31 protein-coding genes and 1 tRNA gene are annotated in these 26,278 nt (G+C 63.3%); 21 read left to right on the top strand and 11 right to left on the bottom strand.

The window, feature by feature from the left end; genetic code table 11:
• The first annotated feature begins 106 nt into the window (after window positions 1-106).
• From H1S03_RS00965 to H1S03_RS01020, 12 genes are all read left to right on the top strand, one after another.
• Window positions 107-1,354: a sarcosine oxidase subunit beta family protein gene (locus H1S03_RS00965; protein WP_185802754.1), complete on the top strand. Its 1,248-nt coding sequence runs from the start codon at window positions 107-109 to the stop codon at window positions 1,352-1,354.
• A gap of 84 nt (window positions 1,355-1,438) precedes the next feature.
• Complete coding sequence (locus H1S03_RS00970) at window positions 1,439-1,717, top strand: hypothetical protein (RefSeq protein WP_185802755.1); 279 nt, start codon at window positions 1,439-1,441, stop codon at window positions 1,715-1,717.
• Between the two features lie 132 nt (window positions 1,718-1,849).
• A complete protein-coding gene (locus tag H1S03_RS00975; protein WP_185802756.1) occupies window positions 1,850-2,041 on the top strand; it encodes a hypothetical protein in 192 nt (63 codons plus the stop codon).
• 39 nt (window positions 2,042-2,080) lie between these two features.
• Window positions 2,081-2,404 (top strand): sarcosine oxidase subunit delta, encoded by a 324-nt coding sequence (locus H1S03_RS00980; protein WP_185802757.1) that lies wholly within the window; start codon window positions 2,081-2,083, stop codon window positions 2,402-2,404.
• On the top strand, window positions 2,401-5,424 hold the full coding sequence (locus H1S03_RS00985) for a sarcosine oxidase subunit alpha family protein (protein ID WP_185802758.1): 3,024 nt from the start codon (window positions 2,401-2,403) through the stop codon (window positions 5,422-5,424). The genes H1S03_RS00980 and H1S03_RS00985 overlap by 4 nt, the downstream gene beginning before the upstream one ends.
• Complete coding sequence (locus H1S03_RS00990) at window positions 5,417-5,998, top strand: sarcosine oxidase subunit gamma (RefSeq protein ID WP_185802759.1); 582 nt, start codon at window positions 5,417-5,419, stop codon at window positions 5,996-5,998. The genes H1S03_RS00985 and H1S03_RS00990 overlap by 8 nt, the downstream gene beginning before the upstream one ends.
• A 107-nt stretch (window positions 5,999-6,105) precedes the next feature.
• Window positions 6,106-6,870 carry a transporter substrate-binding domain-containing protein gene (locus H1S03_RS00995; protein WP_185802760.1) on the top strand — a complete coding sequence of 255 codons (765 nt, stop codon included), beginning with the start codon at window positions 6,106-6,108 and terminating at the stop codon, window positions 6,868-6,870.
• 64 nt (window positions 6,871-6,934) lie between these two features.
• On the top strand, window positions 6,935-7,624 hold the full coding sequence (locus H1S03_RS01000) for an ABC transporter permease (protein ID WP_185802761.1): 690 nt from the start codon (window positions 6,935-6,937) through the stop codon (window positions 7,622-7,624).
• A 9-nt stretch (window positions 7,625-7,633) separates the two neighbouring features.
• The gene (locus tag H1S03_RS01005; protein WP_185802762.1) at window positions 7,634-8,320 is read left to right on the top strand and encodes an ABC transporter permease; all 687 of its coding nucleotides are present in this window, start codon (window positions 7,634-7,636) and stop codon (window positions 8,318-8,320) included.
• Between the two features lie 118 nt (window positions 8,321-8,438).
• On the top strand, window positions 8,439-8,585 hold the full coding sequence (locus H1S03_RS01010; protein ID WP_166190362.1) for an RSP_7527 family protein: 147 nt from the start codon (window positions 8,439-8,441) through the stop codon (window positions 8,583-8,585).
• 96 nt (window positions 8,586-8,681) lie between these two features.
• Window positions 8,682-9,881 carry an RSP_2647 family RNA methyltransferase gene (locus tag H1S03_RS01015; RefSeq protein ID WP_185802763.1) on the top strand — a complete coding sequence of 400 codons (1,200 nt, stop codon included), beginning with the start codon at window positions 8,682-8,684 and terminating at the stop codon, window positions 9,879-9,881.
• A complete protein-coding gene (locus H1S03_RS01020; protein WP_347339192.1) occupies window positions 9,878-10,411 on the top strand; it encodes an RSP_2648 family PIN domain-containing protein in 534 nt (177 codons plus the stop codon). The genes H1S03_RS01015 and H1S03_RS01020 overlap by 4 nt, the downstream gene beginning before the upstream one ends.
• Here the strand turns inward: H1S03_RS01020 and H1S03_RS01025 are convergent.
• The 6 genes from H1S03_RS01025 to H1S03_RS01050 all read right to left on the bottom strand — a co-directional run bounded on the left by H1S03_RS01025 (window position 10,401) and on the right by H1S03_RS01050 (window position 14,895).
• Window positions 10,401-11,096, bottom strand: coding sequence for a M48 family metalloprotease (locus H1S03_RS01025; protein ID WP_185802764.1), 696 nt, complete (start codon window positions 11,094-11,096; stop codon window positions 10,401-10,403). The two genes, H1S03_RS01020 and H1S03_RS01025, sit on opposite strands and share 11 nt — an antisense overlap.
• A 145-nt stretch (window positions 11,097-11,241) precedes the next feature.
• Window positions 11,242-12,426 (bottom strand): vWA domain-containing protein, encoded by a 1,185-nt coding sequence (locus H1S03_RS01030; protein WP_185802765.1) that lies wholly within the window; start codon window positions 12,424-12,426, stop codon window positions 11,242-11,244.
• Window positions 12,427-12,603, bottom strand: a complete 177-nt coding sequence (locus H1S03_RS01035; RefSeq protein WP_166190366.1) for a hypothetical protein — start codon at window positions 12,601-12,603, stop codon at window positions 12,427-12,429.
• Window positions 12,604-12,681: 78 nt separating this feature from the next.
• Complete coding sequence (locus H1S03_RS01040; protein WP_185802766.1) at window positions 12,682-13,590, bottom strand: AEC family transporter; 909 nt, start codon at window positions 13,588-13,590, stop codon at window positions 12,682-12,684.
• 113 nt (window positions 13,591-13,703) lie between these two features.
• Window positions 13,704-13,901: a CsbD family protein gene (locus H1S03_RS01045; protein ID WP_185802767.1), complete on the bottom strand. Its 198-nt coding sequence runs from the start codon at window positions 13,899-13,901 to the stop codon at window positions 13,704-13,706.
• Between the two features lie 145 nt (window positions 13,902-14,046).
• The gene (locus tag H1S03_RS01050; RefSeq protein ID WP_221892550.1) at window positions 14,047-14,895 is read right to left on the bottom strand and encodes an AAA family ATPase; all 849 of its coding nucleotides are present in this window, start codon (window positions 14,893-14,895) and stop codon (window positions 14,047-14,049) included.
• Window positions 14,896-15,068: 173 nt separating this feature from the next.
• Here H1S03_RS01050 and dksA point away from each other — a divergent pair, with 173 nt between their 5' ends.
• Together dksA and H1S03_RS01060 are read left to right on the top strand one after the other, a co-directional pair.
• Window positions 15,069-15,494 carry an RNA polymerase-binding protein DksA gene (gene dksA, locus H1S03_RS01055; protein ID WP_185802768.1) on the top strand — a complete coding sequence of 142 codons (426 nt, stop codon included), beginning with the start codon at window positions 15,069-15,071 and terminating at the stop codon, window positions 15,492-15,494.
• Between the two features lie 101 nt (window positions 15,495-15,595).
• Window positions 15,596-16,747 (top strand): FAD-dependent oxidoreductase, encoded by a 1,152-nt coding sequence (locus H1S03_RS01060; protein ID WP_185802769.1) that lies wholly within the window; start codon window positions 15,596-15,598, stop codon window positions 16,745-16,747.
• A 65-nt stretch (window positions 16,748-16,812) separates the two neighbouring features.
• Here H1S03_RS01060 and xth read toward each other — a convergent pair whose 3' ends face one another.
• From xth to erpA, 3 genes are all read right to left on the bottom strand, one after another.
• Entirely contained in the window at window positions 16,813-17,583 is a 771-nt protein-coding gene (gene xth / locus H1S03_RS01065; protein WP_166190371.1) for an exodeoxyribonuclease III, read from the bottom strand.
• Window positions 17,584-17,647: 64 nt separating this feature from the next.
• Window positions 17,648-18,028, bottom strand: a complete 381-nt coding sequence (locus tag H1S03_RS01070; RefSeq protein WP_185802770.1) for a SpoIIAA family protein — start codon at window positions 18,026-18,028, stop codon at window positions 17,648-17,650.
• Window positions 18,029-18,039: 11 nt separating this feature from the next.
• The gene (gene erpA, locus H1S03_RS01075; RefSeq protein WP_166193985.1) at window positions 18,040-18,369 is read right to left on the bottom strand and encodes an iron-sulfur cluster insertion protein ErpA; all 330 of its coding nucleotides are present in this window, start codon (window positions 18,367-18,369) and stop codon (window positions 18,040-18,042) included.
• A gap of 84 nt (window positions 18,370-18,453) precedes the next feature.
• On the opposite strand from erpA, the gene H1S03_RS01080 reads away from it, so the two are divergent.
• The 7 genes from H1S03_RS01080 to H1S03_RS01110 all read left to right on the top strand — a co-directional run bounded on the left by H1S03_RS01080 (window position 18,454) and on the right by H1S03_RS01110 (window position 24,910).
• The gene (locus tag H1S03_RS01080; protein WP_185802771.1) at window positions 18,454-19,620 is read left to right on the top strand and encodes a deoxyguanosinetriphosphate triphosphohydrolase; all 1,167 of its coding nucleotides are present in this window, start codon (window positions 18,454-18,456) and stop codon (window positions 19,618-19,620) included.
• A 60-nt stretch (window positions 19,621-19,680) separates the two neighbouring features.
• Window positions 19,681-21,414, top strand: a complete 1,734-nt coding sequence (argS, locus tag H1S03_RS01085; protein WP_185802772.1) for an arginine--tRNA ligase — start codon at window positions 19,681-19,683, stop codon at window positions 21,412-21,414.
• 95 nt (window positions 21,415-21,509) lie between these two features.
• A complete protein-coding gene (locus H1S03_RS01090; protein WP_185802773.1) occupies window positions 21,510-22,265 on the top strand; it encodes an SPOR domain-containing protein in 756 nt (251 codons plus the stop codon).
• Window positions 22,262-23,263, top strand: coding sequence for a glycoside hydrolase family 3 protein (locus H1S03_RS01095; RefSeq protein WP_185802774.1), 1,002 nt, complete (start codon window positions 22,262-22,264; stop codon window positions 23,261-23,263). Before H1S03_RS01090 ends, H1S03_RS01095 begins: the two co-directional genes overlap by 4 nt.
• Window positions 23,256-24,029: a segregation and condensation protein A gene (locus tag H1S03_RS01100; RefSeq protein ID WP_166190379.1), complete on the top strand. Its 774-nt coding sequence runs from the start codon at window positions 23,256-23,258 to the stop codon at window positions 24,027-24,029. The genes H1S03_RS01095 and H1S03_RS01100 overlap by 8 nt, the downstream gene beginning before the upstream one ends.
• Complete coding sequence (scpB, locus tag H1S03_RS01105) at window positions 24,026-24,646, top strand: SMC-Scp complex subunit ScpB (protein WP_185802775.1); 621 nt, start codon at window positions 24,026-24,028, stop codon at window positions 24,644-24,646. The genes H1S03_RS01100 and scpB overlap by 4 nt, the downstream gene beginning before the upstream one ends.
• Before the next feature lie 21 nt (window positions 24,647-24,667).
• Window positions 24,668-24,910, top strand: a complete 243-nt coding sequence (locus H1S03_RS01110; RefSeq protein ID WP_221892551.1) for a hypothetical protein — start codon at window positions 24,668-24,670, stop codon at window positions 24,908-24,910.
• An 80-nt stretch (window positions 24,911-24,990) separates the two neighbouring features.
• On the opposite strand, the gene H1S03_RS01115 is transcribed toward H1S03_RS01110, so the two are convergent.
• Window positions 24,991-26,097, bottom strand: coding sequence for a 2'-deoxycytidine 5'-triphosphate deaminase (locus H1S03_RS01115; RefSeq protein ID WP_185802777.1), 1,107 nt, complete (start codon window positions 26,095-26,097; stop codon window positions 24,991-24,993).
• 58 nt (window positions 26,098-26,155) lie between these two features.
• Window positions 26,156-26,232 (bottom strand) — tRNA-Pro (locus H1S03_RS01120).
• Window positions 26,233-26,278: the final 46 nt, after the last annotated feature.

Consider the following 26,278-nt stretch of genomic DNA (forward strand, 5'->3'; position numbering starts at 1 on the left):
TGCGTCGTGAACGGACCGTGATAAGACGTATTTTTGATGTTGTGGCGCAGGTCGATTTGGCATCACGCTGGTAAGGGTCCACACGGCGCCCCTGGAGGAGAGGTCGATGAAACGCTATTCCGCATTCGCCATCGCGCGTGAAGCGTTGCGCCATCACACCGGGTGGGAGCGTGCCTGGCGCTCACCCCAGCCGAGGGCGGAATACGACGTCGTGATCGTCGGCGCGGGCGGGCACGGTCTGGCGACAGCTTACTATCTGGCCAAAAATCACGGCATCACCAATGTCGCAGTTGTCGAAAAGGGCTGGCTGGGTGGGGGCAATACCGGGCGCAACACGACGATCATCCGCTCGAACTATCTGCAACCGTCCTCGATGGCGATCTTTGAAAAGTCGCGCAGCCTGTACGAGGATCTCAGCCAGCGGATTAACTACAACGTGATGTTCTCACCCCGTGGCACGCTGATGCTGGCCCAGACGGAACATGAATTGCGCGCATGGAAACGCACGGCCCACGCCAACCGCATCGCCGGCATCGACAGTGAGATGGTCACACCCGAGCGGATCAAGCAGATCGTTCCGATCATCGAGACGAGCGGCCCGCGCTATCCGATCCTGGGCGGCCTGTATCAGGCGCGCGGCGGAACCGCGCGACACGATGCGGTGGCCTGGGGCTATGCCCGCGCGGCCAGTGCGCTGGGCGTGGATATTATCCAGCAATGCGAGGTGACGGGCATCGATCGCGATGCAAGCGGGGTCACCGGCATCCAGACCAGCAAGGGCGCGATCCGCACGAGAAAGCTGTGCATCGTCGTCGCCGGCAATTCCGGTGTGCTGGCCGACATGGCCGGGTTCCGCCTGCCGGTAGAGAGTGTGGCCCTGCAGGCGCTCGTCTCCGAGCCGATCAAACCGGTGATGGATTGCGTGGTCATGGCCAACACAGTTCACGGTTATATGAGCCAGTCGGACAAGGGCGAAATGGTGATCGGCGGCGGCGCGGACGGGTTCAACAACTACACCCAGCGCGGCTCCTTTCATCATCTGGAGGAAACAGTTCGTGCCCTGATCGAAACCTTCCCGATGATTTCCCGGCTCAAGATGTTGCGCCACTGGGGCGGCATCGTCGATATGACCGGCGATCGGTCCCCCATCATCGGCGCCACCCCGGTGCCCGGCATCTTCATCAACTGCGGTTGGGGAACCGGCGGGTTCAAGGCGATCCCCGGTTCCGGCTGGGCAACGGCGGAAATGTTGGCCGATGGTGCCCCGCGCGCCTTGGCCGCACCATTTTCGTTGGATCGTTTCACCCAAGGCCGCTTGATCGACGAGAGTGTCGCCGCCGCGGTGGCGCACTGATGCCCCGGTCCGTTGGCATGGTTTCGGAACGCAGCGGGCGCAGCGGCGTTTCATCAGGAGTGTTATCCTGATGGAGGCTGCAAAATGGCTCACGATCCGAATACACCCCCGCCCGCACCGCAGCAGAAGCGCGGCAGCGGGGCGCAATGGTTTATCCTCGGCGGTCTGGTCGTGGCGGTCGCGGTTATCGCGCTGTTCATGTTCGGCGGCGACACGCCGGATACTGCCGTTGATCCCGACGTTGAAACCGGGCAGATCGGCACCGACAGTCAGGACGCACGACCGGAGGCTGAGGCCGCTCCCGGACTTGAGGAAAATACCGGCGTTCCGACAGATGGTGAGGCAACGGTCGAGGAGCAGTAATCCACGTCCGCCCCTGCCATCCGCAATAGGCATCGTCACGGCGTTTTGCGATATTGCGTCGATCTGCGTGAACCGTATCACGACCTCGTGCGTTCGTTTTGTAATATTCGCAAAACGAGCAGAGGATAAAGCATGTCCGATCACAAAGACGATCATCCGAGTGAAAAGATGGCCCAGACCGGCCGCGATCCTGCGGGGCGCTGGCTCGCCATATTTGCTGGTGGCGCGGCGTGCCTGCTGGCCATCGTCATCATCTATATGGTTCTGTTCGACAACGAACGGGCCATCGACGTCGAACCACCGACCGTCGAAGAAACCCAGTAAGCGATCGAGGCCTCTCCGCCTCACCGGCGGGAGGCCCCCATGCTGAGACTGACCTGTCCATATTGCGGCGTCACGGGGGAGGAAACGGAGTTTCACCCCGGTGGCGAGGCGCATCTGACCCGTTCCGGGCCCGGCGCGACCGACGAGGCCTTCCGCGATTATCTGTTCCAGCGCCGCAATCCGCGTGGGGTGCATTTCGAGCGTTGGCACCACCAGTACGGCTGCGGCAAGTGGTTCCACGCCGCCCGGTGCACCCTTACGCTTGAGGTGTTCGGCACCTATACGGCCCAAACCGCAGTCATTCCCGAACATATCATAGATGCGATACAGTCGCGCAGGCCCGATTGGCGGCCCGAAGCATGAGCACGCGCATCAAATCCGGCGGGCGTCTGATCGACCGCACCCGCAAGGTGTCCTTCACCTTCAACGGCAGCAGGCTGTCGGGATTTTCCGGCGATACGCTGGCCTCCGCGCTGCTGGGGAGTGGTCAGACCCTGATGGGCCGATCATTCAAGTATCACCGCCCCCGCGGCGTTGTCGGTGCAGGAAGCGAGGAGCCGAACGCCCTGATGGGGCTGGGCCAAGGACCGACATTCGAGCCGAACCAACGGGCCACCACGGCGGAATTGCACGACGGGTTGCAGGCCGAGAGCCAGAACCACTGGCCCAGCCTGAGCATCGACGTGGGTGTGGTGAATGCCGCCCTCTCGCGGTTTTTTCCCGCCGGATTCTATTACAAGACCTTCATGGCACCTCGCGCGGCGTGGAAACACGTCTTTGAGCCGGTAATCCGAAAGACTGCGGGGCTGGGAAAGGCCCCGACCGAGGCTGACGCGGACCGTTACGAGCATTTCTACGCCTATGCCGATGTGCTGGTCATCGGAGCCGGCATGGCTGGTCTGCAAGCCGCGCTGGAGGCCGGACGCGCTGGCGCGCGTGTCCTGCTGGTGGAACAGACCCCGCATCTGGGTGGACGATTGCTGAGCGACGAGGTCGAGATCGACGAAGAGACATCGGATGCATGGCTCAGCCGGACCATCGCCGAATTGCAGGCCCTGCCCAATGTCGAAATCCGCACCCGCCTGATGGGGGCGGGCGTCTACGATCACGGCTACGTCACGGGGTATGAGCGGCTGACTGACCATATGTCCGACCACATGCCCGGTGGCGAGGGGCCGCGCCATCGCCTCTGGCGCATTCGCGCGGATCGGATCGTTACCGCCACCGGGGCGATGGAGCGTCCGCTGGCCTTTGCGGGCAACGACGTGCCCGGTGTGATGCTGGCGGCTGCGCTGCGCGATTACGTCGCGCTTTACGGTGTGACGGCGGGTGATCGCACGGTGATCGTCACGAACAACGACGATGCCTATCGCACGGCGATCGCTTTGAAACGGGCGGGCCTTGAGGTGCCGGTCATACTGGACACCCGCGATGCCGCGATAGGACCGCTGCCGAGGCAGGCCCGCGACCTGGGCATTCGGGTGGAATTGGGAAAGGGCATCGCCACCGTAAAGGGCGGCAAGAAGGTCGAGGCGGTCGAGATCTGTTCGCAGGCAGGCGAGGGCTCGGTGCTGGAAACCATACCCTGCGATGCGGTCGCCATGTCGGGCGGCTGGTCGCCAGTGGTGCATCTGTGGTCCCATTGCGGTGGAAAGCTGGTCTGGGATACGGATCAATCGCATTTCCGCCCCGATCCCGACCGCCCGCCCACGGGGCATGACGGCGCGGGCTTCGTTCTGACGGCGGGGGCTGCATCTGGTGCTCTGCACGCCGCCGATACCATGCCCGATGCGGTCGCTGCAGGGCGACGCGCAGCGCGGGAGCTTGGCTTTACCCCTTCGGACACCACAGCGCCCACGGCAAATGCAGAAGCTGAGGAGCCGTTGCAACCCGTGTGGATGATGCCCGCCGGCGCGTCCTACAAGCTGCGATCCAAGGCGTTTCTCGACTTTCAGAACGATGTGAAGGTCTCCGACGTGCAGCTCGCCGCGCGGGAGGGGTTCGAAAGCGTCGAGCACGCGAAACGCTACACGACGCTGGGCATGGCGACCGATCAGGGAAAGTTGAGCAACATCAACGGCCTTGCCGTGCTGGCCGACAGTCTGGGCACGACGATCCCGCAGGTCGGCACGACGACGTTCCGCCCGCCCTATACCCCGATCTCGATGGGGTCGATTGCCGGTGCCGCGCGCGGTCCGCTGTTCAAGCCCCTGCGCAAGTCCCCGATGGATGACTGGCACGATGCGAACGGCGCGGTGTGGGAACCTGTGGCAGACTGGCGCCGCCCCTATACCTATCTGCGCGAAGGTGAGGCGCAGCATGAGGCCGTCCACCGCGAAATCCGCAACACGCGCGGAAATGTCGGCGTGCTGGATGCCTCGACCCTGGGCAAGATCGTCGTGCAGGGACCGGACGCGGCCAAGTTCCTCGACCTGATCTACACCAATATGATGTCCAGCCTGAAGCCGGGGCGCTGTCGCTATGGTCTGATGTGCACCGAGAACGGGTTCCTGTTCGACGACGGCGTCGTGGTCCGGTTGGCCGAGGACAAATTCCTGTGCCACACGACCTCCGGCGGGTCCGACCGTGTTCACGCCTGGATGGAGGAATGGTTGCAGACCGAGTGGTGGGCTCTGGACGTCTATACCGCGAATGTCACCGAGCAATACGCGCAGATCGCTGTGGTCGGCCCCAAGGCGCGGCAGCTTCTGGAAAGTCTGGGCGGGATGGATCTGAGCCGGGAGGGGTTGAGCTTCATGGGCATGGCCGAGGGCGATCTTGCCGGTATTCCCGCCCGCGTGTTCCGCATCTCGTTCTCGGGCGAGTTGAGCTACGAGGTCGCGGTTCCGGCTTGCTATGGTCGCGCGCTCTGGGACTTGCTGATGCAGCACGGCGCGCCGCTGGGTGTGATGCCCTACGGCACCGAAGCGTTGCACGTCATGCGGGCCGAGAAGGGCTTCATCATGATCGGGGATGAGACGGACGGGACCGTCACCCCACATGATCTGGCGCTTGGCTGGGCTGTATCTAAGAAAAAGCAGGATTTCATCGGCAAGCGGGCGCTGGAACGCCCCGATCTGATCCGCCCGGATCGCAAGCAACTGGTCGGCCTCGCCACCCAGGATCCGGCAACCGTGCTGCCCGACGGGGCCCATGCGGTGGCCGGGAGCAACGAATATGGCGGTCCGAAAACCATCGGCCACGTCACCTCGACCTATTACAGCCCGACGCTGGACCGCTCCATCGCCATGGCGCTGATCGAAGGCGGCGCGAACCGGATGGGGGAGGTGCTGGAGTTCCCCGTGGACAGCCAGACCGTGATCCGTGCGACAATCGTCGATCCGGTTTTCTACGACAAGGCGGGGGAGCGTCAGGATGTCTGATCCCAGAACCGCGCTGCAGGGCGCGCATTTCGCTGGCGATGTTACCGTGACGGATGCGGGACTGATCGGCATGATCTCGATCCGTGGCGATCAGTCCGATTCCGGTTTTCGCACCGCCATTCGCCATGTGACCGGTCACGACGTGCCTGACCAGCGCGAAATGCGCGGGGATGCGACGGGCGGCCTCGCCTGGATGAGCCCTGATGACCTGATGCTGTTTTGCGGCCATGCTCAGGCCAACATCATGGCCGACCGTTTGACTGCGGCACTGGGCGACACCCGCAACATGGTGACGGTGTTGTCCGATGCCCGCGCCGTGATCCGCCTGCATGGGGCCAGCGTGCGTGACGTGCTGGCCAAGGGTGCCCCTGTGGATCTGGCCCCCGGAAAGTTCGAGCCGGGCAGCATTCGCCGCACCCGTCTGGGACAGGTCGCGGTCGCGTTCTGGCTGACCGGGCAGGACAGCGCCGAACTGGTCTGCTTCCGCTCCGTCGCGGGATTTGTGTTCGACTGGTTGAGTGTTGCCGCCGCACATGGCGCAAGTGTCGCTTATCATGCGAAACCCCTGACCTGAGTTTTTGGCGGGATGCTTTACGTCAGGGCGCGCGGCTTCGCCTTGACGGGTCGGGGTGGTTGGATGATGTTTGACGGCAGTAAATTCACGAACAGGGACCTGAAAAAATGAAAAAGATCATTGCCGTGGCGCTGGCCACGATGACCGCAGGCGCCGCAACGGCCCAGGACCTCGATATCTGCGTCGAGGGTGCGTATCCTCCGTTTTCGCAGACCGAGGCCGACGGCTCCGTCACCGGGTTCGACATCGACATCGCCAATGCCTTGTGCGCAGAAATGGGCGCATCCTGCACGATGGTCAAGACCGACTGGGACGGCATCATTCCCGCGCTTCAGGAGGACAAGTGCGACGCCATCATCGCCTCGATGTCCATCACCGAGGAACGCAAGCAGGTCATCGACTTCTCCGAAAAATACTACAGCACGCCTGCAATCTTCCTCGCCGAGGAAGGCGCCTTTGCCGATGACAGCCCCGAGACGCTGGCAGATGCCGTGGTCGGTGTTCAGCGCGGCACGATCCACCAGAACTTCATGGAGGGTGAATACCCCGAGGTCGAACTGCGCCTCTATGCCTCGCAAGACGACACCTATCTCGATCTGACCTCGGGTCGGATCGATGCGATCATGGCGGACAGCGTCACCATGGATGAAGGTTTTCTTCAGACTGAGGATGGCGAAGGATATGCCTTCTTCGGTGAGGGCTACTCCATCCCCGAATATCACGGTGAAGGCGTCGGCGTCGGTGTGCGTCAGTCCGATACCGAACTGCGGGACGATTTCAGCGCTGCCATCGCGGCCATTCGTGAGAGCGGTGAGTACGATCAGATCGCGTCACAGTATTTCGACTTCGACGTTTACGGCGGCGGAAACTGATCCCGCTGCGATCTGAAACGAAAGGCTGGCGACATTCGTCGCCGGCCTTTTTTGAACGGGGCTGATGGATCAACTCGTCGCATATTTACCGCTGCTGCTACGGGGCTTCGGTATCACCGTGTCCATGGCGCTGCTTGCCTTTGTGCTCGCCTGTGTGATGGGCAGCCTTGGCGCGTGGGGGCAACTGTCGAAATGGCGGGCGGTTCGCTGGCTGGTCATGGCCTATACCACCGTCGTGCGTGGGGTGCCGGATCTGGTCATGATCCTGATTTTCTATTTCAAGATGCAGGCGCTGATGAACCTCGTGACCAACGCCGCCGGGTGGGAGAGGGTCGATGTCAGCCCCTTCATTTCCGGCACGGTCACGATCGGGCTGTTATACGGGGCCTACCTGACCGAAACGTTTCGCGGGGCCGCGCTGGCCGTGGATGTCGGGCAGGGGGAGGCCGCGACCGCGCTTGGCCTGAAACCGATGCAGCGACTGCGGCTGGTCACCTTGCCGCAGATCGTGCGGCAGGCGCTGCCCGGCACCATGAATGTCTGGATGGTGCTGACGAAATCCACCGCCGTCGTGTCGATCATCGGGTTGAGCGATCTGGTCGGCGTCGCGGTCGATGCGGGCCGGTCCACGCGGGAGTTTTTCTGGTTCCTGATGGCGGCGTTCCTGGGCTACCTGCTGATTACCTGGGTCAGCCAACTGATCTTCAACCGGATGGAGCAGCGGTTCGACCGCGGCTTCACCGCCACGCGGTAGGGGGGCATCATGCGCTACGACCTGCTGATCGAGCGTTGGCCCCTGTTCGCGGAGGGGGTGTGGACCACCGTGCAACTGACCGCGCTGTCGGTCGCGATCGGGTTTTGTATCGCGCTGCCCTTCGCGATCCTGCGGTCGCGCAGAACGCCCGTGGCCAGCCCGCTGATCGCCGGCTATGTCTACGCGATCCGTGGCACGCCGTTGCTCGTGCAACTCTACGTCTTCTATTACGGTTTGTCGCAATTCGATGTGATCCGCGACAGCTTCGCGTGGAGTTATCTGCGAGAACCATGGTGGTGCGCCCTGATCGCCTTCTCCCTCAATTCCGGCGCCTACGCGACGGAGATCATTCGCGGCGCGATCGAGCGAACGCCGAAGGGACAGATCGAGGCGGCCAAGGCGCTGGGTCTGCGGACCTGGCAGGTCTACGCCCTGATCGTCGTCCCCTCGGCCCTGCGCCGGGCAATCCCGCAATATGGCAACGAAGTCGTCTTCATGATGCACGGTTCGGCCATCGTCAGTGTCATCACCATCACCGATATTCTGGGCGCAGCGCGGGAGTTCAACGGCCGCTACTATGTCTCGGATGAGGGGTTTCTGACTGCTGCTGTCCTCTACGGTCTGCTGACGCTTCTGATCGTGCTGATTTTCCGCGCGTTGGAGGGCAAGTTCCTCAAGCATCTGCGAATGCGTTAGCCATGCATTCTGTGCATGGCGCATGGGCCGTGTTGTCTGCTGAAAGAGCAGCGATGCTGACCTAACTACATCCTCGACGGTGGGCAACGCAGCACGCCATAGCACGAAGGATGAAGTCATGAGCGATCAGAACCTTACCCAAGCCGAGATCAACGCCTATCTCGAACGCGCGAACAAGATGCGCGCAGAGGCGATGCGCAGCGCGTTCAGCAGCGCTGTGAATTGGGTCCGCCACGCCTATGCTGGTGTTGTGCACCACGTTTGATCCGGCAACTTGCCGATGCGACAGGGTCATCCCGCCGGGGATGGCCCTTTCTTTTGCGCCCTTCCCTTGGCGCATCGAACCGGATAGCGAATGCGCATGACAGATCAGAACATTTCCCGCCCCGTGGTGCGCCTGCGTCCGAACCGTGCGCGTACCGTCCGTTTCGGCTTTCCCTGGGTTTATGCCGATGAACTGGTGCTCGATCGCCGGTCAAAATCGCTGGAGCCGGGCACGATTGCCACGTTGGAGGACGCGGAACGTTCGCCCATCGGAACCGTGACCGTTAATTCCGACAGCCGCATCCCCGCGCGTCTGATGGATCGCGATCCCGAGGCCGTGATCGACGCCGCCTGGCTGGAGCGCAAGATACGCTTCGCCCATGCGCATCGTGAGCGCCTGTATGACGCGCCGTTCTACCGTTTGATCCACGCGGAGGCCGACGGTCTGCCCGGTGTGATTATCGACCGGTTCGGTGAGGCTGCCGTGATCCAGCCGAACGCCGCCTGGGCGGAGGCGATGTATGCCGAGCTCGAAGCCGCGCTGATCGCGGTGACAGGTGTGTCCACTGTGGTCAAAAACGCGACGGGCCGCGCGCGCAAGTTGGACTGTCTGGATGAGGAAAGCGCCGTCACGACCGGCACCCTCGACGCTGCGATCCCCGTGCAGATGAACGGCGCGACCTATATGGCCGATTTGCTGGGCGGACAGAAAACCGGGCTGTTCTACGACCAACGTGCGAACCATGCCTTCGCGGCTGGCTTGGCGAAGGGTGGGGCGGTGCTCGACGTTTTCAGCCATGTCGGCGGCTTCGCGCTGGCGGCGCTGGCGAATGGCGCGGTATCAGCACTGGCGGTCGATGGCTCCGCGCCTGCGCTGGCCCTGGCGGAGGACGGGGCGAAGGCAATGGGGGCCTCCGACCGCTTCACCACACGTCGCGGCGATGCGTTCGACACGATGGCCGCGTTGGCGTCGGAGGGGGCGAAATTCGATCTCGTTATCTGCGATCCTCCGGCCTTTGCGCCCAACAAGCAGACGGTGGACAAGGGCCTGCGCGCCTATGAACGGGTCGCGCGCATGGGTGCCGCGCTGGTCGCGCCCGGTGGCTATCTGGTTTTGTGTTCTTGCTCGCATGCCGCCGATCTGGCCAAGTTCCGCGACAGTTCGCTGCGCGGCGTCTCACGCGGGGGGCGGGTGGCGCAACTGATCGCCACGGGCTTCGCGGGACCGGATCATCCGACCCATGCGATGCTGGCGGAAACCGCGTATCTCAAGGCGCTGTTCCTGCGGCTGGAATGATGCGCGCCCTGCTGGACGCGTGCGTGCTGTACCCCACGATACAACGGGAAATCCTGTTGGGTGTGGCGTCGCGGGGCGATTATTGCGCACTGTGGTCCGCGCGGATTTTGGAGGAGTGGGCGCGGGCTGCGGAACGTGCCGGCGCGGATGTCGGAGGGCAGGCGCGGGTTGAGATTGCGCTGCTGAACGACCGCTTCGGCGATGCCATCGTTCCGGCACCACCGCGCGACGATCTGCGCCTGCCGGATCTGGACGATATCCACGTCCTGTCCGCCGCGATCGAGGGGCGGGCGGATCTGATCGTCACCCGCAACCTCAAGGACTTCCCCAGGCGTGCGCTGATGCCGCACGGCCTCTATGCCATTGATCCCGATACGTTTCTGATGGCCTGCCATGCGGAGCGTTCTTTGGCAGACCCCGTCGAAGTGGTCCGGGCCCGCACCGCGCAAATCTCAGGACGTGAGCAACCTTTGCGACCGCTGCTCAAACGTGCCGGTCTGCCGCGATTGGGCAAGGCGCTCAGCGCATGACGGGGCGCGTGTTCCAGCCGCGCGACAGAGCCTCGATCGCGGCGACCCGTTCCTCGGCCTTGGGGTGGCTCATCAGCCATGCGGGGGTGCCGTTCGTGCCACCGGCAAGGTGGTCGAGTTTTCGGAACAGGCTGCGTTGCGGCCCGATCCCGACGCCGATTTTCGTAAGCAAGGCAGCGGCATAGGCGTCCGCCTCGTATTCATCGCGACGGCTGAGGCGGGCCGCGAGGAGTTGCGTCAACATGCCGATCAGCCAAGGGCCGACAATCGGCACGAAGCGCCCCACCATCAGCATGAGCGCCATCCTGATCGCGTTCTGCCCGGTATAGTCGATCATGCGCCGTTGCGAATGGCCCAGCGCCACATGCCCCAGTTCGTGCGCGATGACGGAGGCGATTTCCTCGGCCTGAACCTGTCCCGCACGGTACTTTTCCATGAAACCTCGGGTGATGAAGACACGCCCGTCCGGGGCCGCCAACCCGTTGATCGTGGTGATATTCTGGACTAAGACCTGCAATTCCCCCACGCCCAACTCTCGCGCCATCCGATCCGTCAGATGCAGCAGTTTCGGATCGGTCAGGGGCCGCGATTGCGCATCCAGCTGCCGTGCGCTGACCCGGGTGGAGACGAGCATCATGACGAGACCGCCGAGCACGGCTATGAGGATGGGAACGATCAGGGCCATATCCCAATGTGGGGCGTTTCAGTGCCCCGTGCAACGACCGGTTGACGGTAAAACGGCAGTCTGTCCGTAGCGCGATGAAAAACGGAGTCGGGGCAACCCACTGGCGCAAAGGAGGCGATATCGCCCCTGCGGCATCAGCGGACGGTCAGCGCACCAGTTCCCGCATACCGCGTTCCAGCCCGTTCAGCGTCATCGGAACCATACGGTCGGGGAACAGCTCCTGAATCATGCGGATGGACTGGGTGTAGCCCCACATGCGTTCAGGCACCGGATTGATCCACAGCGACGCGGGCCATTGCTCACGGGCGCGGGTCAGCCAGACATGGCCTGCTTCCGCGTTCCAGTGTTCGCTGGCACCGCCGGGATGCGCGATCTCGTAGGGCGACATGCTGGCATCGCCGACAAAAATGCAGCGGTAATCCGAGCCATAGGTTCGCAGGATTTCGTATGTCGGGATCTGCTCGGACCACCGGCGGGAATTGTCCTTCCACACACCTTCGTACAGGCAGTTGTGGAAGTAGAAATGTTCCAGATGCTTGAACTCCGTCCGGGCGGCGGAGAACAGCTCCTCTACCACGCGGATATGCGGATCCATCGAGCCGCCGACATCGAGGAACAACAGGACCTTGACCGCATTGCGACGCTCCGGCCGGGTTTGCACGTCGATATAGCCATGTTCCGCAGTGGCGCGAATGGTGCCGGGCAGGTCCAGCTCCTCGGCCGCGCCGTCGCGTGCCCAGCGGCGCAGACGCTTCAGAGCGACCTTGATGTTGCGCGTGCCAAGCTCGCGCGTATCGTCGAAGTCACGGAATTCACGCTTGTCCCAGACCTTCGTCGCCTTTTGATGACGCGATTCCTTCTGACCGATGCGCACTCCCTCGGGGTTGTAGCCATAGGCACCGAAGGGCGAGGTGCCAGCGGTGCCGATCCATTTCGACCCGCCCTGATGCCGCTTCTCCTGCTCGTCCAGACGCTTGCGCAGCTTTTCCATCAGGGCCTCGAACCCGCCGGCTGCCTCGACCTCGGCCATTTCCTCGGGGGTGAGGTGCTTTTCGGCCATCTTGCGCAGCCATTCCTCGGGCAGGGCCTGCGGGTCGATCATATCTTTCAGGTCAATCGCTTCCATCCCCTTGAACGAGTGGGCGAAGACCTGATCGAAGCGGTCGATCAGACGTTCATCCTTCACCAGCGCGGCGCGGGCGAGGTAGTAGAACGCATCGACGTCGTACATCACGACGCCCTGCTCCATCGCCTCCAACAGGGTGAGGTATTCGCGCAGGGACACGGGAAGCTTGGCGGAGCGGAGATTGTCGAAAAATTTCAAAAACATCTAGAGCACGTAAAAAGCGATAAAGTCATAGGTCATCAGGACCACGATCGTTGCGATGGTAAAGGCTACGGCATGTCCGATTCCCCACGTCATCATATCACCGAAGCCGCCATTGCGCCGCTTCGCACGGATGATGCCGACCAGAAGTCCGACGATGCCGATGATGAGTGCCTTCATGAAAGTGCCTTTCGTTGCAGCGGGCAGGGTGGGCCGTGCGGCGATGAGGTGCAAGGCTTCCCTCGCGACGTGATGCGATCATGCGGTCAGCCATGCAAGCGTAAACAGGGTGATTCCAGTCGAAATCAGGATCGCCCGGGCGATCGTATCCGTTTTGATCCCGTATTGCAGCGCGATGACGAAGGGCATGGCCCCGCAGGGCCCCGCAGCGACCAGCAGGGCAATTTCGGCCTTGTCCACATCCACTTCGGTCATGGCGAACATGCCGATCAGCAGGATCGGATGCGCCAACGTCTTGATCGCCACGACGGACCATGTAGCACCGCCGGGGCGGCGGAAATCGGTGCCCGCCACAATGATTCCCAACGCGAACAGGGCGCTTGGCGGCGCGGCGCGGCCGACAAACTCGGCGAAGGTAAATACGCCCTGCGGGGTGAGCGGTTCGAGCGCGTAGGTGCCCAGCCCGGCAACGATGGCGAGCAAGGCCGGATTGCCTATTGTCATCCTCGCCACCTTGCCCGGTGCAGCGTTGCCTGCCTTCATGATGTCGAGGATCAGGATCGTGCCGCAGAACAACAATGCGATGTCCACGATGATGATGCCCGCGATGTTGGCGGCGGCTTCCTCGCCATAGATCCGCTCTGCGATTGGCAGGATGTAGAAGAGGTGATTGACCAGGGCGCAGGTCATGCCCAGCAGCAACGCTTCGGGCCGGGTCCGTCCGAAATAACGCCGCACCACCCAGTAGCCGAGGGCATAGACCGCGATTTCGGATACCAGATACAAACCTAGGGCACGGTAGTCGAACGCCGCGAACGGAGCGCGGGCGACCACGAAATACACCAGCGCGGGTTGCGCCACGTAGTAAGTGAACCGGTTGAGGTTGCGGGCAAAGTCCACATCGAACCATCCGCGCCAACCGGCCAAAACGCCGAGGGCCAGAATGGCGAAAACCGGCAGGATGGGATCGGAGAAGGTGGAAAGCATTACAGGTCCGTATGTTACCCGATCATATGGGCGGAACCGGGCCGCGACTGCAATGCAGAACGCCGCCCCGCGTGAACGGGACGGCGTATCATATCAGGTCGATCAAGGGCCGATCAGAGCGAGTTGACCCATTCGTCAACATCGCGCTTGGCTTCTTCCTTGGTCTTTCCGTAACGCTCCTGAATCTTGCCTTCGAGAACCTCGCGGTTGCCCTCTGCCTGATCCAGATCGTCGTCGGTCAGCTCGCCCCACTTCGCCTTGGCGTTGCCTTTGAGTTGTTTCCAGTTGCCTTTGAAAATATCGTTGTTCATCTGAAATCTCCCAAAATACTTAAACTCACAACGGCTTGAACCGTCATCATATCAACGTGCACCGGGCGTGAGCGTTCCAAGGTTCCGGATCAGTTTTTCGTCTGGCTGGCACCGACTGTCCTCAGAACCAGACGGCGTGGCAGGCCTATCGGCCCTCGCGCCGGGCCATGAAGGCCAGCCGTTCGAACAACTGCACGTCCTGCTCGTTCTTGAGCAAGGCGCCGTGCAACTTGGGCAAAGCATCCTTACCGTCACGCTTCAGGTCGGCAGGGTCCAAATCCTCAACCAGCAACAGCTTCAGCCAGTCCAGCGCTTCGGAGGTGGAGGGCTTCTTCTTCAGCCCTGGCGTCTCGCGAATGTCATAGAACTGCGTCAGCGCCTCACGCATCAGGGTTTTCTTGATGCCGGGGAAGTGCACATCGACGATGCGCGCCATGACGTCGGCATCGGGGAACTGGATGTAGTGGAAGAAACAGCGGCGCAGGAACGCGTCGGGCAGTTCCTTTTCGTTGTTGGACGTGATGATGACAATGGGACGATGTTTGGCCCGGATCGTCTGTCCCGTTTCGTAGACGTGGAATTCCATCCGGTCGAGTTCCTGCAACAGGTCGTTGGGAAATTCGATGTCGGCCTTGTCGATCTCGTCGATCAGCAGAACGACACGCTCCTCCGCCTCGAAGGCCTGCCACAGCATCCCCTTGCGGATGTAGTTCGCGACGTCCTGTACGCGGGAATCGCCCAGCTGGCTGTCACGCAGACGGGACACAGCATCGTATTCGTACAGGCCCTGCTGTGCCTTTGTCGTGGATTTCACCGTCCACTCGAGGATCGGCAGCTCCAGCGCCCCGGCGATCTGACGCGCCAGTTCCGTCTTGCCGGTGCCCGGCTCACCCTTGACCAGCAGCGGGCGCTGCAATGCGATGGCTGCATTCACCGCGACCGTCAGATCGCCTGTGGCAACGTAGTCTTTCGTACCTTCGAATTTCACTTCCATACCCTTTCGTGCGTGTCCCGTACCTCCGTGAGAGGGAACGAAACCTGTCCAATTCGCGCGTGACATCGGCGGATTTACGCTTTATGCCCCGGACCTATAGAGGGATAGGGCGCATGTACATTGCCCTGCAAGGCAATGATCGTTCGCTTCGTTGAAAACGTAAGGTGATAACGATGAAAGCTGAAACGGTTCTGGATTCGGATTACAAACCGGCCGAGGACGAACCCTTCATGAACGACCGGCAGGTCGAGTATTTCCGCCGCAAGCTGCTCGAGTGGAAATCTCAGTTGTTGTCCGACAGCAAGGACACCGTGACCGGAATGCAGGAAGGTACCCGAAACATTCCCGACGTGTCGGACCGCGCGAGCGAGGAAACCGATCGCGCGCTGGAATTGCGCACCCGTGATCGCCAACGCAAGCTGGTCTCCAAGATCGACTCGGCCCTGCGCCGAATCGAGGATGGCTCCTACGGCTATTGCGACGTGACCGGAGAGCCGATCAGCCTGAAACGGCTGGACGCGCGCCCCATCGCCACGATGAGCCTGGAGGCGCAGGAGCGTCACGAGCGTAAGGAAAAGGTCTATCGTGACGATCGCTGAGAGGCATCGCGACGGATGATCGACGGGGGGCGGTCCGCACAGGGCCGCCTTTTTGCGTTCGGATCGCACCGGATATGGCTGGTGCGGGAAGGGGAACTGACATGCAGATCGCAATCGTCGGAGCGGGTATCGCAGGGCTGGCTACCGCCGTGGCATGCGCCCGGCGGGGCGTGCAGGTCACGGTATTCGAGCGGGCGCCCGAACTGGGCGAGGTCGGTGCCGGCATCCAGATCGGCGCGAATGGCATGGCCGTGCTGACCGCTCTCGGTCTGGCGGATGCCGTGCGGCGCGCCGGGGTCAGCCCCTCCGCCGTGCAGATGCGCAGCGCGGATGCGACACCCCTGATGCAGATCGCAATGGGCGCTGACGCGGCGCGGCGCTGGGGCCACGTGCCGGTCAATCTGCACCGCGCGGATCTGATTACGCTTCTGGCCGATGCCGCCCGCGCGGCCAATGTGCAGCTGGTAACGGGTGTTGATGTCGGCGGTGCGCAGGCCACGGATGGCGTGCTGCATTTCGGCGGGCGAACGGAACGCTTCGACCTGATCGTCGGCGCGGACGGGGTTCGATCCAGTTTGCGAGCGCAGATAGCCGGGGTCAGCGAACCGCGCTATACCGGCCACGCGGCCTGGCGGGCGCTGATCCCGCATCAGGGCACCGGCACAGTGACAAACCTGACCGTGGGCCGAGACCGGCATTTGGTGACCTATCCGATCCGGGGCGGCAGAATGCTCAACGTCGTGGCGGTGGTGAAACGGCGCGAGTGGACCGGGGAGGGCTGGGCGCAGGAGGACGACCCCGACAATTTGCGCGCAGCCTTCGCCAACTGGAACGACATGGCCGATGCGGTGCTGGCGCAGGTGCGCGAAACCTATCTGTGGGGATTGTTCGACCACGCCCCGTTGCAGAACTGGTCACGGGGCAAGCTGGTGCTGGTCGGCGATGCCTGCCATCCGATGCTGCCGTTTCTGGCGCAGGGCGCCACGCAGGGCCTGGAAGATGCCTGGGTGCTGGCTGAGACGCTGGCCGCGGGCGCGCCCGTATCCGCCTACGAGGCTGAGCGCAAACCGCGTGCGACACGGGTACAACGGGCGGCGCGCGCGCAGGGGCGGCTCGACCATGTGGGCTTTCCATGGCGGCCCTTCGTGCATCTGGGAATGCGGGGTGTGGGCGCGGTCGCGCCGGACTTCGCGGCGCGGCGCTTCGACTGGCTCTATGCGCATGACGTGACGCGGACGGCGATCCCGAACTGAGCTACCGGTACCGGTTTGTGGAACCGGCTTTCACTTTCCCCAAATATCCCCGCCGGAGGCATCAGTCAGAAATCCAGCGTGACCTTGATCGGCACGTGATCCGAAGGTTTCTCCCGGTCGCGCACATGGGCGTCGATCTCACATGATTGCAGACGGTCGGCGCATTGTGGGCTGAGCAGGAAATGGTCGATGCGAATGCCGTCGTTCCTTTGTCGTGCGCCGGCCTGATAATCCCAGAACGTGTAGGTCTGGGCCGCGCGGGTCTTGGCGCGCAAGGCGTCGGTCAGGCCGAGGTTCAGCAGGCGGCGATAGGCGTCGCGTGTTTGCGGCAGGAACAGCGCGTCGTCGCGCCATGCGTCCGGGCGGGCGGCGTCCTCGGCCTGCGGGATCACGTTGTAATCGCCTGCCATCAGGAAAGGTTCCTCGGTGGCGAGCAGGTCACGGGCGCGGGATTCAAGCCGGGCCATCCAGGCCAGCTTGTAATCGTATTTCGGCCCCGGCGCCGGGTTGCCGTTGGGCAGGTACAGCCCGCAGATGCGCAGGCCGTTCACCGTCGCCTCGATATAGCGGGCCTGTTCGTCCGCCTCATCGCCGGGCAGGCCGCGCATCACGTCCTCCATCGGGGATTTCGACAGGATGGCTACGCCGTTGAAGCCCTTTTGCCCGTGGGTTTCGAGGTTGTAGCCCAGATCCTCGATCGGTTCGCGGGGGAAGCCCTCATCCACCGACTTGACCTCTTGCAGGACGACGACGTCGGGTTTTGCTTCCTCCAGCCATTGCAGCAGGGCGGGCAGACGTGCCTTTACGCCGTTGATGTTGAAGCTTGCGACGATCATGGTCCGGCCCTCCGCTGAATGGGGTTCAGCTTTAAGACGCGGGGCGACGGTAGGGAAGGGGGGATCAGACCAGATTGTCGGTCCCGCTGAGCCAGGCGCGGGCACGGTCATGTTCGTGCGACTGATAGATGCGGATGTCGAGAGCGGGGAATCGGTCCGCCGCACCCTTTGCCGCCTCGGCGATCCAGGCCTGATTTGTGACGACGGCCGCCTTGTCGATCTTGCCCAGCAGGTCTTCCACCTTGGGAAGGCGGTCAATCTCGGCGCGGATGGCGTCCGCGCCCGGCAGAGTGACGTCGGTCATGTCCGCCAGGCAGGTGACGTGTTGCAGCGGTTCGGCGAGCGCGATCAGCCGGTCGAGCGCGGCTTTCATCGCCTGCATCTCGACCCGACCGGAGGCCGTGATCTCAATGCGGTTGGACGCCTTCAGTTCCACGTTCAGCATGACAGGTTCCCTTACATCGAGAAAGACGTGCCGCAGCCGCAACTGGACGTGGCATTCGGGTTCTCGATCACGAAACGTGCGCCGATCAGCTCCTGCGTGTAGTCGATCACCGCATTGGTCAGGAACGGCAGCGAGACGCTGTCCACGAAAACGCGCTGGCCGTCCTTTTCCAGCACCAGATCATCATCGGCGGGTTTGTCCTCCAGCTTGATCTCGTACTGGAAGCCGGAACATCCGCCCCCCTCGACCGCGACGCGCAGCGCCTGCGGGGCGTCCGTGGCCTCATTGATCTCGGCCAGACGCGCAAAGGCGCGGTCCGAGACTTTCGGTGGCAAGGTCAGGTCCATCATTGCGTCCCTTCGGCTCTCATGCGATTCCCTTATCGAAATAGGCGCGGATATGCCGCCTCGCAAGGGAGAGGGATCATGTTGGCCCCCTATGCCACCATCGAACGCGAAAGCCGCGGTCGCCTGCACGCCGAGGACGGCAGCGCCCACCGCTCCGCCTTTCAACGGGATCGCGACCGGATCATCCATTGTTCGGCGTTTCGGCGGCTCAAGCACAAGACGCAGGTTTTCGTGGAACATGAGGGTGATTATTTCCGCACCCGCCTGACCCATTCCATCGAGGTGGCGCAGGTGGCGCGCACGATTTCTCGCACTTTGGGCCTGAACGAGGATCTGGCCGAGGCGGTGGCGCTGGCCCACGATCTGGGCCACCCGCCGTTCGGACATACCGGTGAGGATGCTCTGGCGGAGGTGATGGCCCCTTACGGCGGTTTCGATCACAACGCGCAGGCGCTGAAGATCGTGACCGATCTGGAACAGCACTACGCCGAATGGGACGGGCTGAACCTGACTTGGGAGACTCTCGAAGGCATCGCGAAGCATAACGGCCCGGTCTCGGTTCAGAAGGACGGGGACGCGCTGCCCTTCGCGCTGGCCGAATATGATGCGCGTCACGATCTGGAACTGGACAGCCACGCCGGGGCGGAGGCGCAGGTCGCGGCCCTGGCCGACGATATCGCCTATAACAATCACGACCTGCATGACGGATTGCGCGCGGGGCTTTTCACGGCCGAGGATATCATCCGGCTTCCCATCATTGGCAGGTGCTTTGCGCAGGTGGATCGCCTGTGGCCCGGTCTGGAGGCGGACCGGCGGCGGCACGAGGCGCTGCGCCGGGTGTTCGGGGTAATGGTCGAGGATGTCTTGCAGGAAAGCCGCCGGTTGTTGAGGGAGGCACAGCCCGGCTCGGCGGCCGAGGTTCGCGCGCTGGGCGCGCCGGTGATCCGGTTTTCGCCCGCGATGTGGGCCGATCTGAAGGTAATCCGGGCCTTCCTGTTCACCAACATGTATCGTCACTGGACTGTGCGGCGGATGCGACGCAAGGCGGCGCGGGTTGTGCGTGAGCTGTTTGAGGACTTCATGGCCGATCCGGGAATGCTGCCGCAGGACTGGTCCGTGGCGGCGCTGGAGGCGCGATCCGACACCTTGCGCGCGCGGACCGTGGCGGATTACATCGCCGGCATGACGGACCGCTTCGCAATCGAGGAGCACCGTGCCCTGCGTGGAGAGATGAAGCGGGGATAGCCGTTTGCGTTGACCTCCCATATGCCCGTGCTAAACCGCGCAGGTACAAGGAGAGATGCGATGAACCTGTTTGCCGAGATCAAGACGCTGGTGCTGGAAACGCTTGGGGCGATGGCTGCCGAGGGTGTGCTGCCGGAAGGTCTCGACCTGCGAAACGTCTCGGTCGAGCCGCCGCGCGATCCCTCGCATGGCGACATGGCGACCAATGCCGCGATGGTCCTGGCGAAACCGGCGAAGATGAACCCGCGCGCAATCGCGGACGAGTTATCCGCACGGCTGGCAACAGACGACCGCATCGCCTCGGTCGAGGTGGCGGGACCGGGCTTCCTGAACCTGCGGCTGGCGGCAGGGCAGTGGCAGCGGATCATCCCCTCGGTCATCGCGGCAGGCACCGATTTCGGACGCTCGGACATGGGCGGGGGGGAGAAGGTGAACATCGAGTTCGTCTCCGCCAATCCAACGGGGCCGCTGCATGTCGGTCATACACGCGGGGCGGTGTTCGGCGATGCGCTGGCCAGCCTGCTGGACTTCGCGGGTTACGATGTCACTCGCGAATATTACATCAACGATGGTGGCGGGCAGGTCGATGTGCTGGCCCGCTCGGTCTACCTGCGGTATCTGGAGGCGCACGGGCAGAAGGTCGCCTTTCCCGATGGGACCTATCCCGGCGATTACCTGATCGCGGTGGGGCAGGCGCTGAAGGACCGCGTCGGCGACGCCTATGTGGATCAGCCTGAGGACGTCTGGTTGCAGGATGTGCGGCTGTCCTCGACGGATGCGCTGCTCGATCTGATCAAGGCCGACCTCGCGGCGCTGGGCGTCACGATGGACCACTGGTTCAGCGAAAAATCTCTCTACGGCACAGGCCGGATCGAGGACGCGCTGAAGGCGCTTGACGACAAGGGGCTGATCTATCAGGGCACTTTGGAGCCACCCAAGGGCAAGCTGCCCGAGGATTGGGAGGCGCGTGAGCAGACGCTGTTCCGCTCCACCGCGCATGGCGATGACGTGGACCGTCCGGTCCGTAAATCGGATGGTGCGTGGACCTATTTCGCGCCCGACATCGCCTATCACTACGACAAGATCGAGCGCGGCTATGACCAGCTGATCGACGTGTTCGGCGCGGATCATGGAGGCTACGTCAAGCGGATGAAGGCCGCAGTCTCCGCCTTGTCCGATGGCAAGGTGCCGCTGGACGTGAAGCTGTGCCAACTGGTCAAGCTCTACAAGAACGGGGAGCCGTTCAAGATGTCCAAGCGGGCGGGCACCTTCGTCCTGCTGCGCGATGTGGTGAACGAGGTCGGGCGCGACGTGACCCGCTTCATGATGCTGACGCGCAAGAACGACGCGCCACTGGATTTCGATTTCGACAAGGCCCTGGAACAATCCAAGGACAATCCGGTATTCTACGTCCAGTATGCCTATGCCCGCGTGAATTCCGTCATGAGCAAGGCGGAGATCGCGACGGATGACGCGACATTGGCTAAGGCGGACCTGTCCATCCTGACGCATGAGGCGGAACTGGCGCTGGTCGGAAAGATCGCGGAATGGCCACGCTTGCTGGAAACCGCGGCCCGCACTCATGAACCGCACCGGATCGCGTTCTACCTTTATGATCTGGCATCCGATTTTCACGCATTGTGGAACCGGGGCAATGACGCACCCGAATTGCGGTTCCTGCAGGATGACGCAGCCGCGACCGCGCCGCGACTGGCCCTGATCCGGGCCTGTCAGCTTGTGATCGGCGCTGGACTTGGTATCCTCGGCGTTACCCCGATGAACGAGATGCGCTGAGCGCACGAAGCAGAGAATTCACGCCCTGTTCGGGGCTGGGTTTAGGGGTTGGAGCAGGGCTGCGCACCAGATAGGGTGTGGGCAGAGGATCGAGTATGCGCAAACAGGCATCTGACGGCACGGAATCGACCGGACTTTGGGGGCGCATCGGCCGCGGGGTCGCGGCGCTCGTCTCTCTGGCGCTGGTTGTCGGGCTCGGCATGTGGGTATGGCGTATCGGCACGCAGGACGTGACGCAGGTTCCCGTGATTCTGGCCCAGAACGGTCCGATGCGTGTGCAGCCGGAGGATCCGGGCGGTACGCAGGCCCCCCATCAGGGGTTGGAGGTCAACGACGTGGTCGCGGGCGGTGACACCCCGTTGATCCGCGATGAGGTCATCCTCGCCCCCGCGCCCATGGACCCCGGTGAGCCTGAGGTCGAGACCGACACGCCCGAGGAGCAGGAGGAGCCCGCGACCGAGGATGTCGCCGCCGCCCCCGGTTCACGCCTGTCGCCCGTGACCAGCCTGAACCCGCGCGCCCGGCCCGACGACCTGTCCACCGTGGTGACGGAGGCCCCCCCGGCCCAGCCCGTCGAAATCGAGGACAGCGCCATTCCGCAAGGCGCGCACATGATCCAGCTCGGCGCATTTGACAGCGAACAGGTCGCGCTGCTGCAATGGGCCGGCCTGATCGACGCCCAGCCCGATCTGCTGGAAGGCAAGCAACGCTATATCGAACAGACGACCTCCGGCGGGCGGACCCTGTTTCGCCTGCGCGCGGTCGGCTATGGCTCCGCCACGGAAACGCGGGCGGCATGTGCCGCACTCGCCGCCCGCGGGTTGCAGTGCATTCCGGTGCAGAAGCGATGAAAGCAGCTTTCATCATGGGCGTATCCGGCCCGGTTTTGACTGCGTGGGAGCGGGATTTCATCCGTGAGGCGCAGCCTTGGGGCTTTATCCTGTTCGATCGCAATCTGACGGATGCCGGTCAGATCAGGGCACTGAACGCGGACTTGCGACAGACGGTCGGGGCGGATGCGCCGATTCTGATCGATCAGGAGGGCGGTCGCGTGCAGCGATTGCGTCCCCCCCTGGCCGAGGAACGGATGCCGCCGCTGGATTTCATGCGGCTGCCTGCGGGAAAGCGCGCGCAGGCCATGGCCCTGCGCTATCGCCATATCGCATATGAGTTGCACGATCTGGGGATCGACGTGAATTGCGCCCCGATGCTGGATGTGCCGGAGGACGAAACGCATCCGTTTCTGATGAACCGTTGCTACAGTCGCGATCCGGGCGAAATTGCGGAAATCGGTCGCGCGGTCATGCAGGCGCACCTTGCGGGTGGTGTCCTGCCCATCGCCAAGCATATTCCCGGCCATGGGCGCGGCACCGTGGACAGCCATTTCGGCCTGCCCGTTGTCGAGGCGGATCTGGATGAACTGCAACGGGATTTCGCCCCCTTCGCGGCCCTGTCCGACATCAGGATGGCGATGACCGCGCATGTCGTCTACACCGCGCTGGACGCGCAGGCCTGCGCCACCCTCAGCCCGGTGGTGGTGCGCTATATCCGCGATGTTCTGGGCTTCGACGGCTTGCTGATGACTGATGACCTGTCGATGCAGGCGCTTGGCGGCTCGTTCGAAAACCGGGTGCGCGGGTCGCTGGACGCAGGGTGCGACATGATCCTGCATTGCAATGGCGACCCGGCGGAAATGGCGGACATCGCAGCCGCCGTACCCGTTTTGAGCGGCCCCGCCGCCGCGCGGGCTGAGGCTGCCTTGGCGGAACGTCGCCCCCCCGAACCATTTGACGCGCAGGCGGCTTCTATCGCCCTGGCCGCGCTGGAAGCGGAGGCGCGCGATGCCTGACGACCTGCTGATCCGCGACCGCAATGAACGGCTGGCAGCCGAGGCATTGGTCGTGGATGTGGGCGGGTACGAGGGGCCGCTGGATGTGCTGCTGACGTTGAGCAGGACACAAAAGGTGGACTTGCGGCGCATCTCGATGGTGGAACTGGCGGATCAGTATCTGTGCTTCGTGGACCTCGCCAAGGAATTGCGGATCGAACTGGCGGCGGACTATCTGGTAATGGCGGCCTGGCTCGCCTTTCTCAAATCGCGATTGCTGCTGCCGCCCGACCCGACCGAGGACGGCCCGAGTGGTGAGGAACTGGCCGCGCACCTAGCCTATCAGCTGGAGCGGCTGGAGGCGATGCGCAATGCGGCGGCAAAGCTGATGGCGCGCGACCGGCTGGGCCGCGATTTTCTGGCGCGCGGGCAGACGGAGGACGTCACCATGAAGCGGCGCATCGTCTATGATGCCAGCCTCGTGGAACTGCTGCGCGCCTATGCCGGTGTGAAAACACGTGAGGATTTTCAGCCGCTGCACTATCAGCGCGACGCGATCTACACGATGGAGCAGGCGCTGGAGCGGATGAAAGGTCTGATCGGCGCGGTTCTGGACTGGTCCGATCTGGAGGAGTATCTGCCCGAGGCATGGCGGCTGGACCCGAAGAAACGCCGCTCCGCCCTGGCATCGACCTTCGCCGCGTCGCTGGAGATGGTGAAGGCGGGAACCGTGGATATGCGGCAGGCCGAAACCTTCGGCCGGATCGAGTTGAGGGCGCGGGCATGAGCACCGAAACCCTGTTCGAGGCACCACCGATGGCGGAGCAGGAGCGCATGGTGGAGGCGATCCTGTTCGCGTCCTCCGAACCGCTCGACACACGGGCTTTGACCGCCCGGTTGCCACATGGATGCGACGTGGCGCAGGCGCTTGCGCTGTTGCAGAAAAGATATGCCGGGCGTGGCGTGCATCTGCTGCGATCGGGCGACGACTGGGCGTTCCGCACCGCCGCGGACCTGTCGTTCCTGATGCAGAAGGAAGTGGTCGAGACGCGAAAGCTGAGCCGCGCCGCCATCGAGACATTGGCAATCGTGGCCTATCACCAGCCGGTCACGCGCGCCGAGATCGAGGAGATTCGCGGCGTCTCCGTCTCACGCGGGACGGTGGATTTGCTGATGGAACTGGATTGGATCCGGCTGGGACGCCGCCGGCAGACACCGGGGCGGCCCGTCACGTTTACCACGACGCCGGGGTTTCTGGCGCATTTCGGCCTTGAAACGCCCCGTGATCTGCCCGATTTGAAGGAATTGCGCGCGGCGGGGTTGCTCGACAATCGCCCGCCACCCGGCACTTCGGTGGAGCGGGAGGTGGACGACGACCACGATCAGGACGATATGTTCGAGTAGGTTTATGGAAGAGGTTCGGCAATGAACATGAATTCGATTATCAACATGGTGATGCGTCAGGTGATGCGCCGGGGCGTGAACTCCGCCTTCAGGAAATCCGATCAACTGCTGTCGCGCACCCGGCAACGCCCCGATCCATTGGCGGATCGGGAGCGCGCCTTGCAGGAGCGTGAGGATGCCCTCGCCCAGATGGATCGTGAGGATGCCCTGCGCCAGCGCGAGGAAGAGATCGCGCGGCGCGAGGCCGAATTGCGCAACCGTTGAACGGGACCCGTCAGATTAGCAGCCGAAGCCGCGTGTTGATGGCTGCGTCTCCGACGGGGATATTTTTCGGAAAGTGAAATTTAGAGTTTGAAGTGCTTCGCCAGCTTCAGACCCTGACCCTGATAGTTCGAGTTCATGTCGGCACCGTAGAGTTTCTCTGGCCGCTGCTGCATCTTCTCATAGACCAGACGCCCGACGATCTGCCCGTGTTCCAGGGCAAACGGGGCCTCGTGGCACCGAACTTCCAACACGCCGCGTGAACCTGCGCCGCCGGCATCGGTATTGCCGAAACCGGGGTCGAAGAAGCCTGCATAGTGCACGCGGAATTCCCCCACCATGGCGAGGTAGGGCGCCATTTCGGCGGCATATTCCGGCGGCACGTGCACCGCCTCACGGCTGACGAGGATATAGAACGCGCCGGGATCGAGGATGATATGGCCGTCCGTGGCGTGCACTTCCTCCCAGAACGCATCGACCGGGTAGTGATTCAGGCGATCAAGGTCGATCAGGGCCGTGTGAGGCTTCGCCCGATAGCCCACCGGCCCCTCAAGGCTGAGATCGACGGAGAAGCCAAGCCCGCCGTCGATATGGGCCGGCCCATCGACCAGCCGGGTGGAGGCGTGCAGAGCCCTCAGGGCATCGTCGTCGAGCATGGCCTGGCCCTGGCGGAACCTGATCTGGTTCAGACGCAGGCCGGGCCGTACCAGCACGGAGAATGAGCGGGGGCTGATCTCCGCCCATAACGGCCCGGTATACCCGGCGTCGATCCGGTCGAACTCCTCCCCCTGATCGGTGATCAGGCGGGTGAATAGGTCCAGACGGCCGGTGGAGCTTTTGGCATTGGCCACCGCGTCGATTTCCGGGGGCAGGGCGAGGCTCTCCATCAGGGGCACCAGATAGACGCAGCCCTTTTCCAGCACCGCGCCGTTTTCCAGCGCTATGTCGTGCATGGCGAAATCGGCCAAACGCTCGGTCACGGTCGCGGTTCCCGGCAGAAAGGAGGCGCGCACCCGGTGCGCCACTGTTCCTAGCCGCAGATCGAGGCTGGCGGGCTGAATCTGCTCCGTCGGGATCGGTTGGGTCGCGGAGATCGCATTCGTCGCGATAAGCTGGGATATCGCCTGCGAGGGCAGCACACCCACGGGATCATTTATCAGGCTGGCGTCGGTCGTCACGGGCCGGGTCATACGGGTAGCCTCGCAAGCGAAACGCCGGGCTGGGGGCACCGGCGTTCAAAAAATCAATTGGTCGGGCTAGCAGGACTCGAACCTGCGACCTTCCGTCCCCCAGACGGACGCGCTACCAGGCTGCGCTATAGCCCGACCGTGGGCGAGGTATTGCCTCAAACGGCGGGCGGCTTCAAGCGCG

Source organism: Pontivivens nitratireducens, from assembly GCF_014235845.1.
Taxonomy (GTDB): Bacteria; Pseudomonadota; Alphaproteobacteria; order Rhodobacterales; family Rhodobacteraceae; genus Pontivivens; species Pontivivens nitratireducens.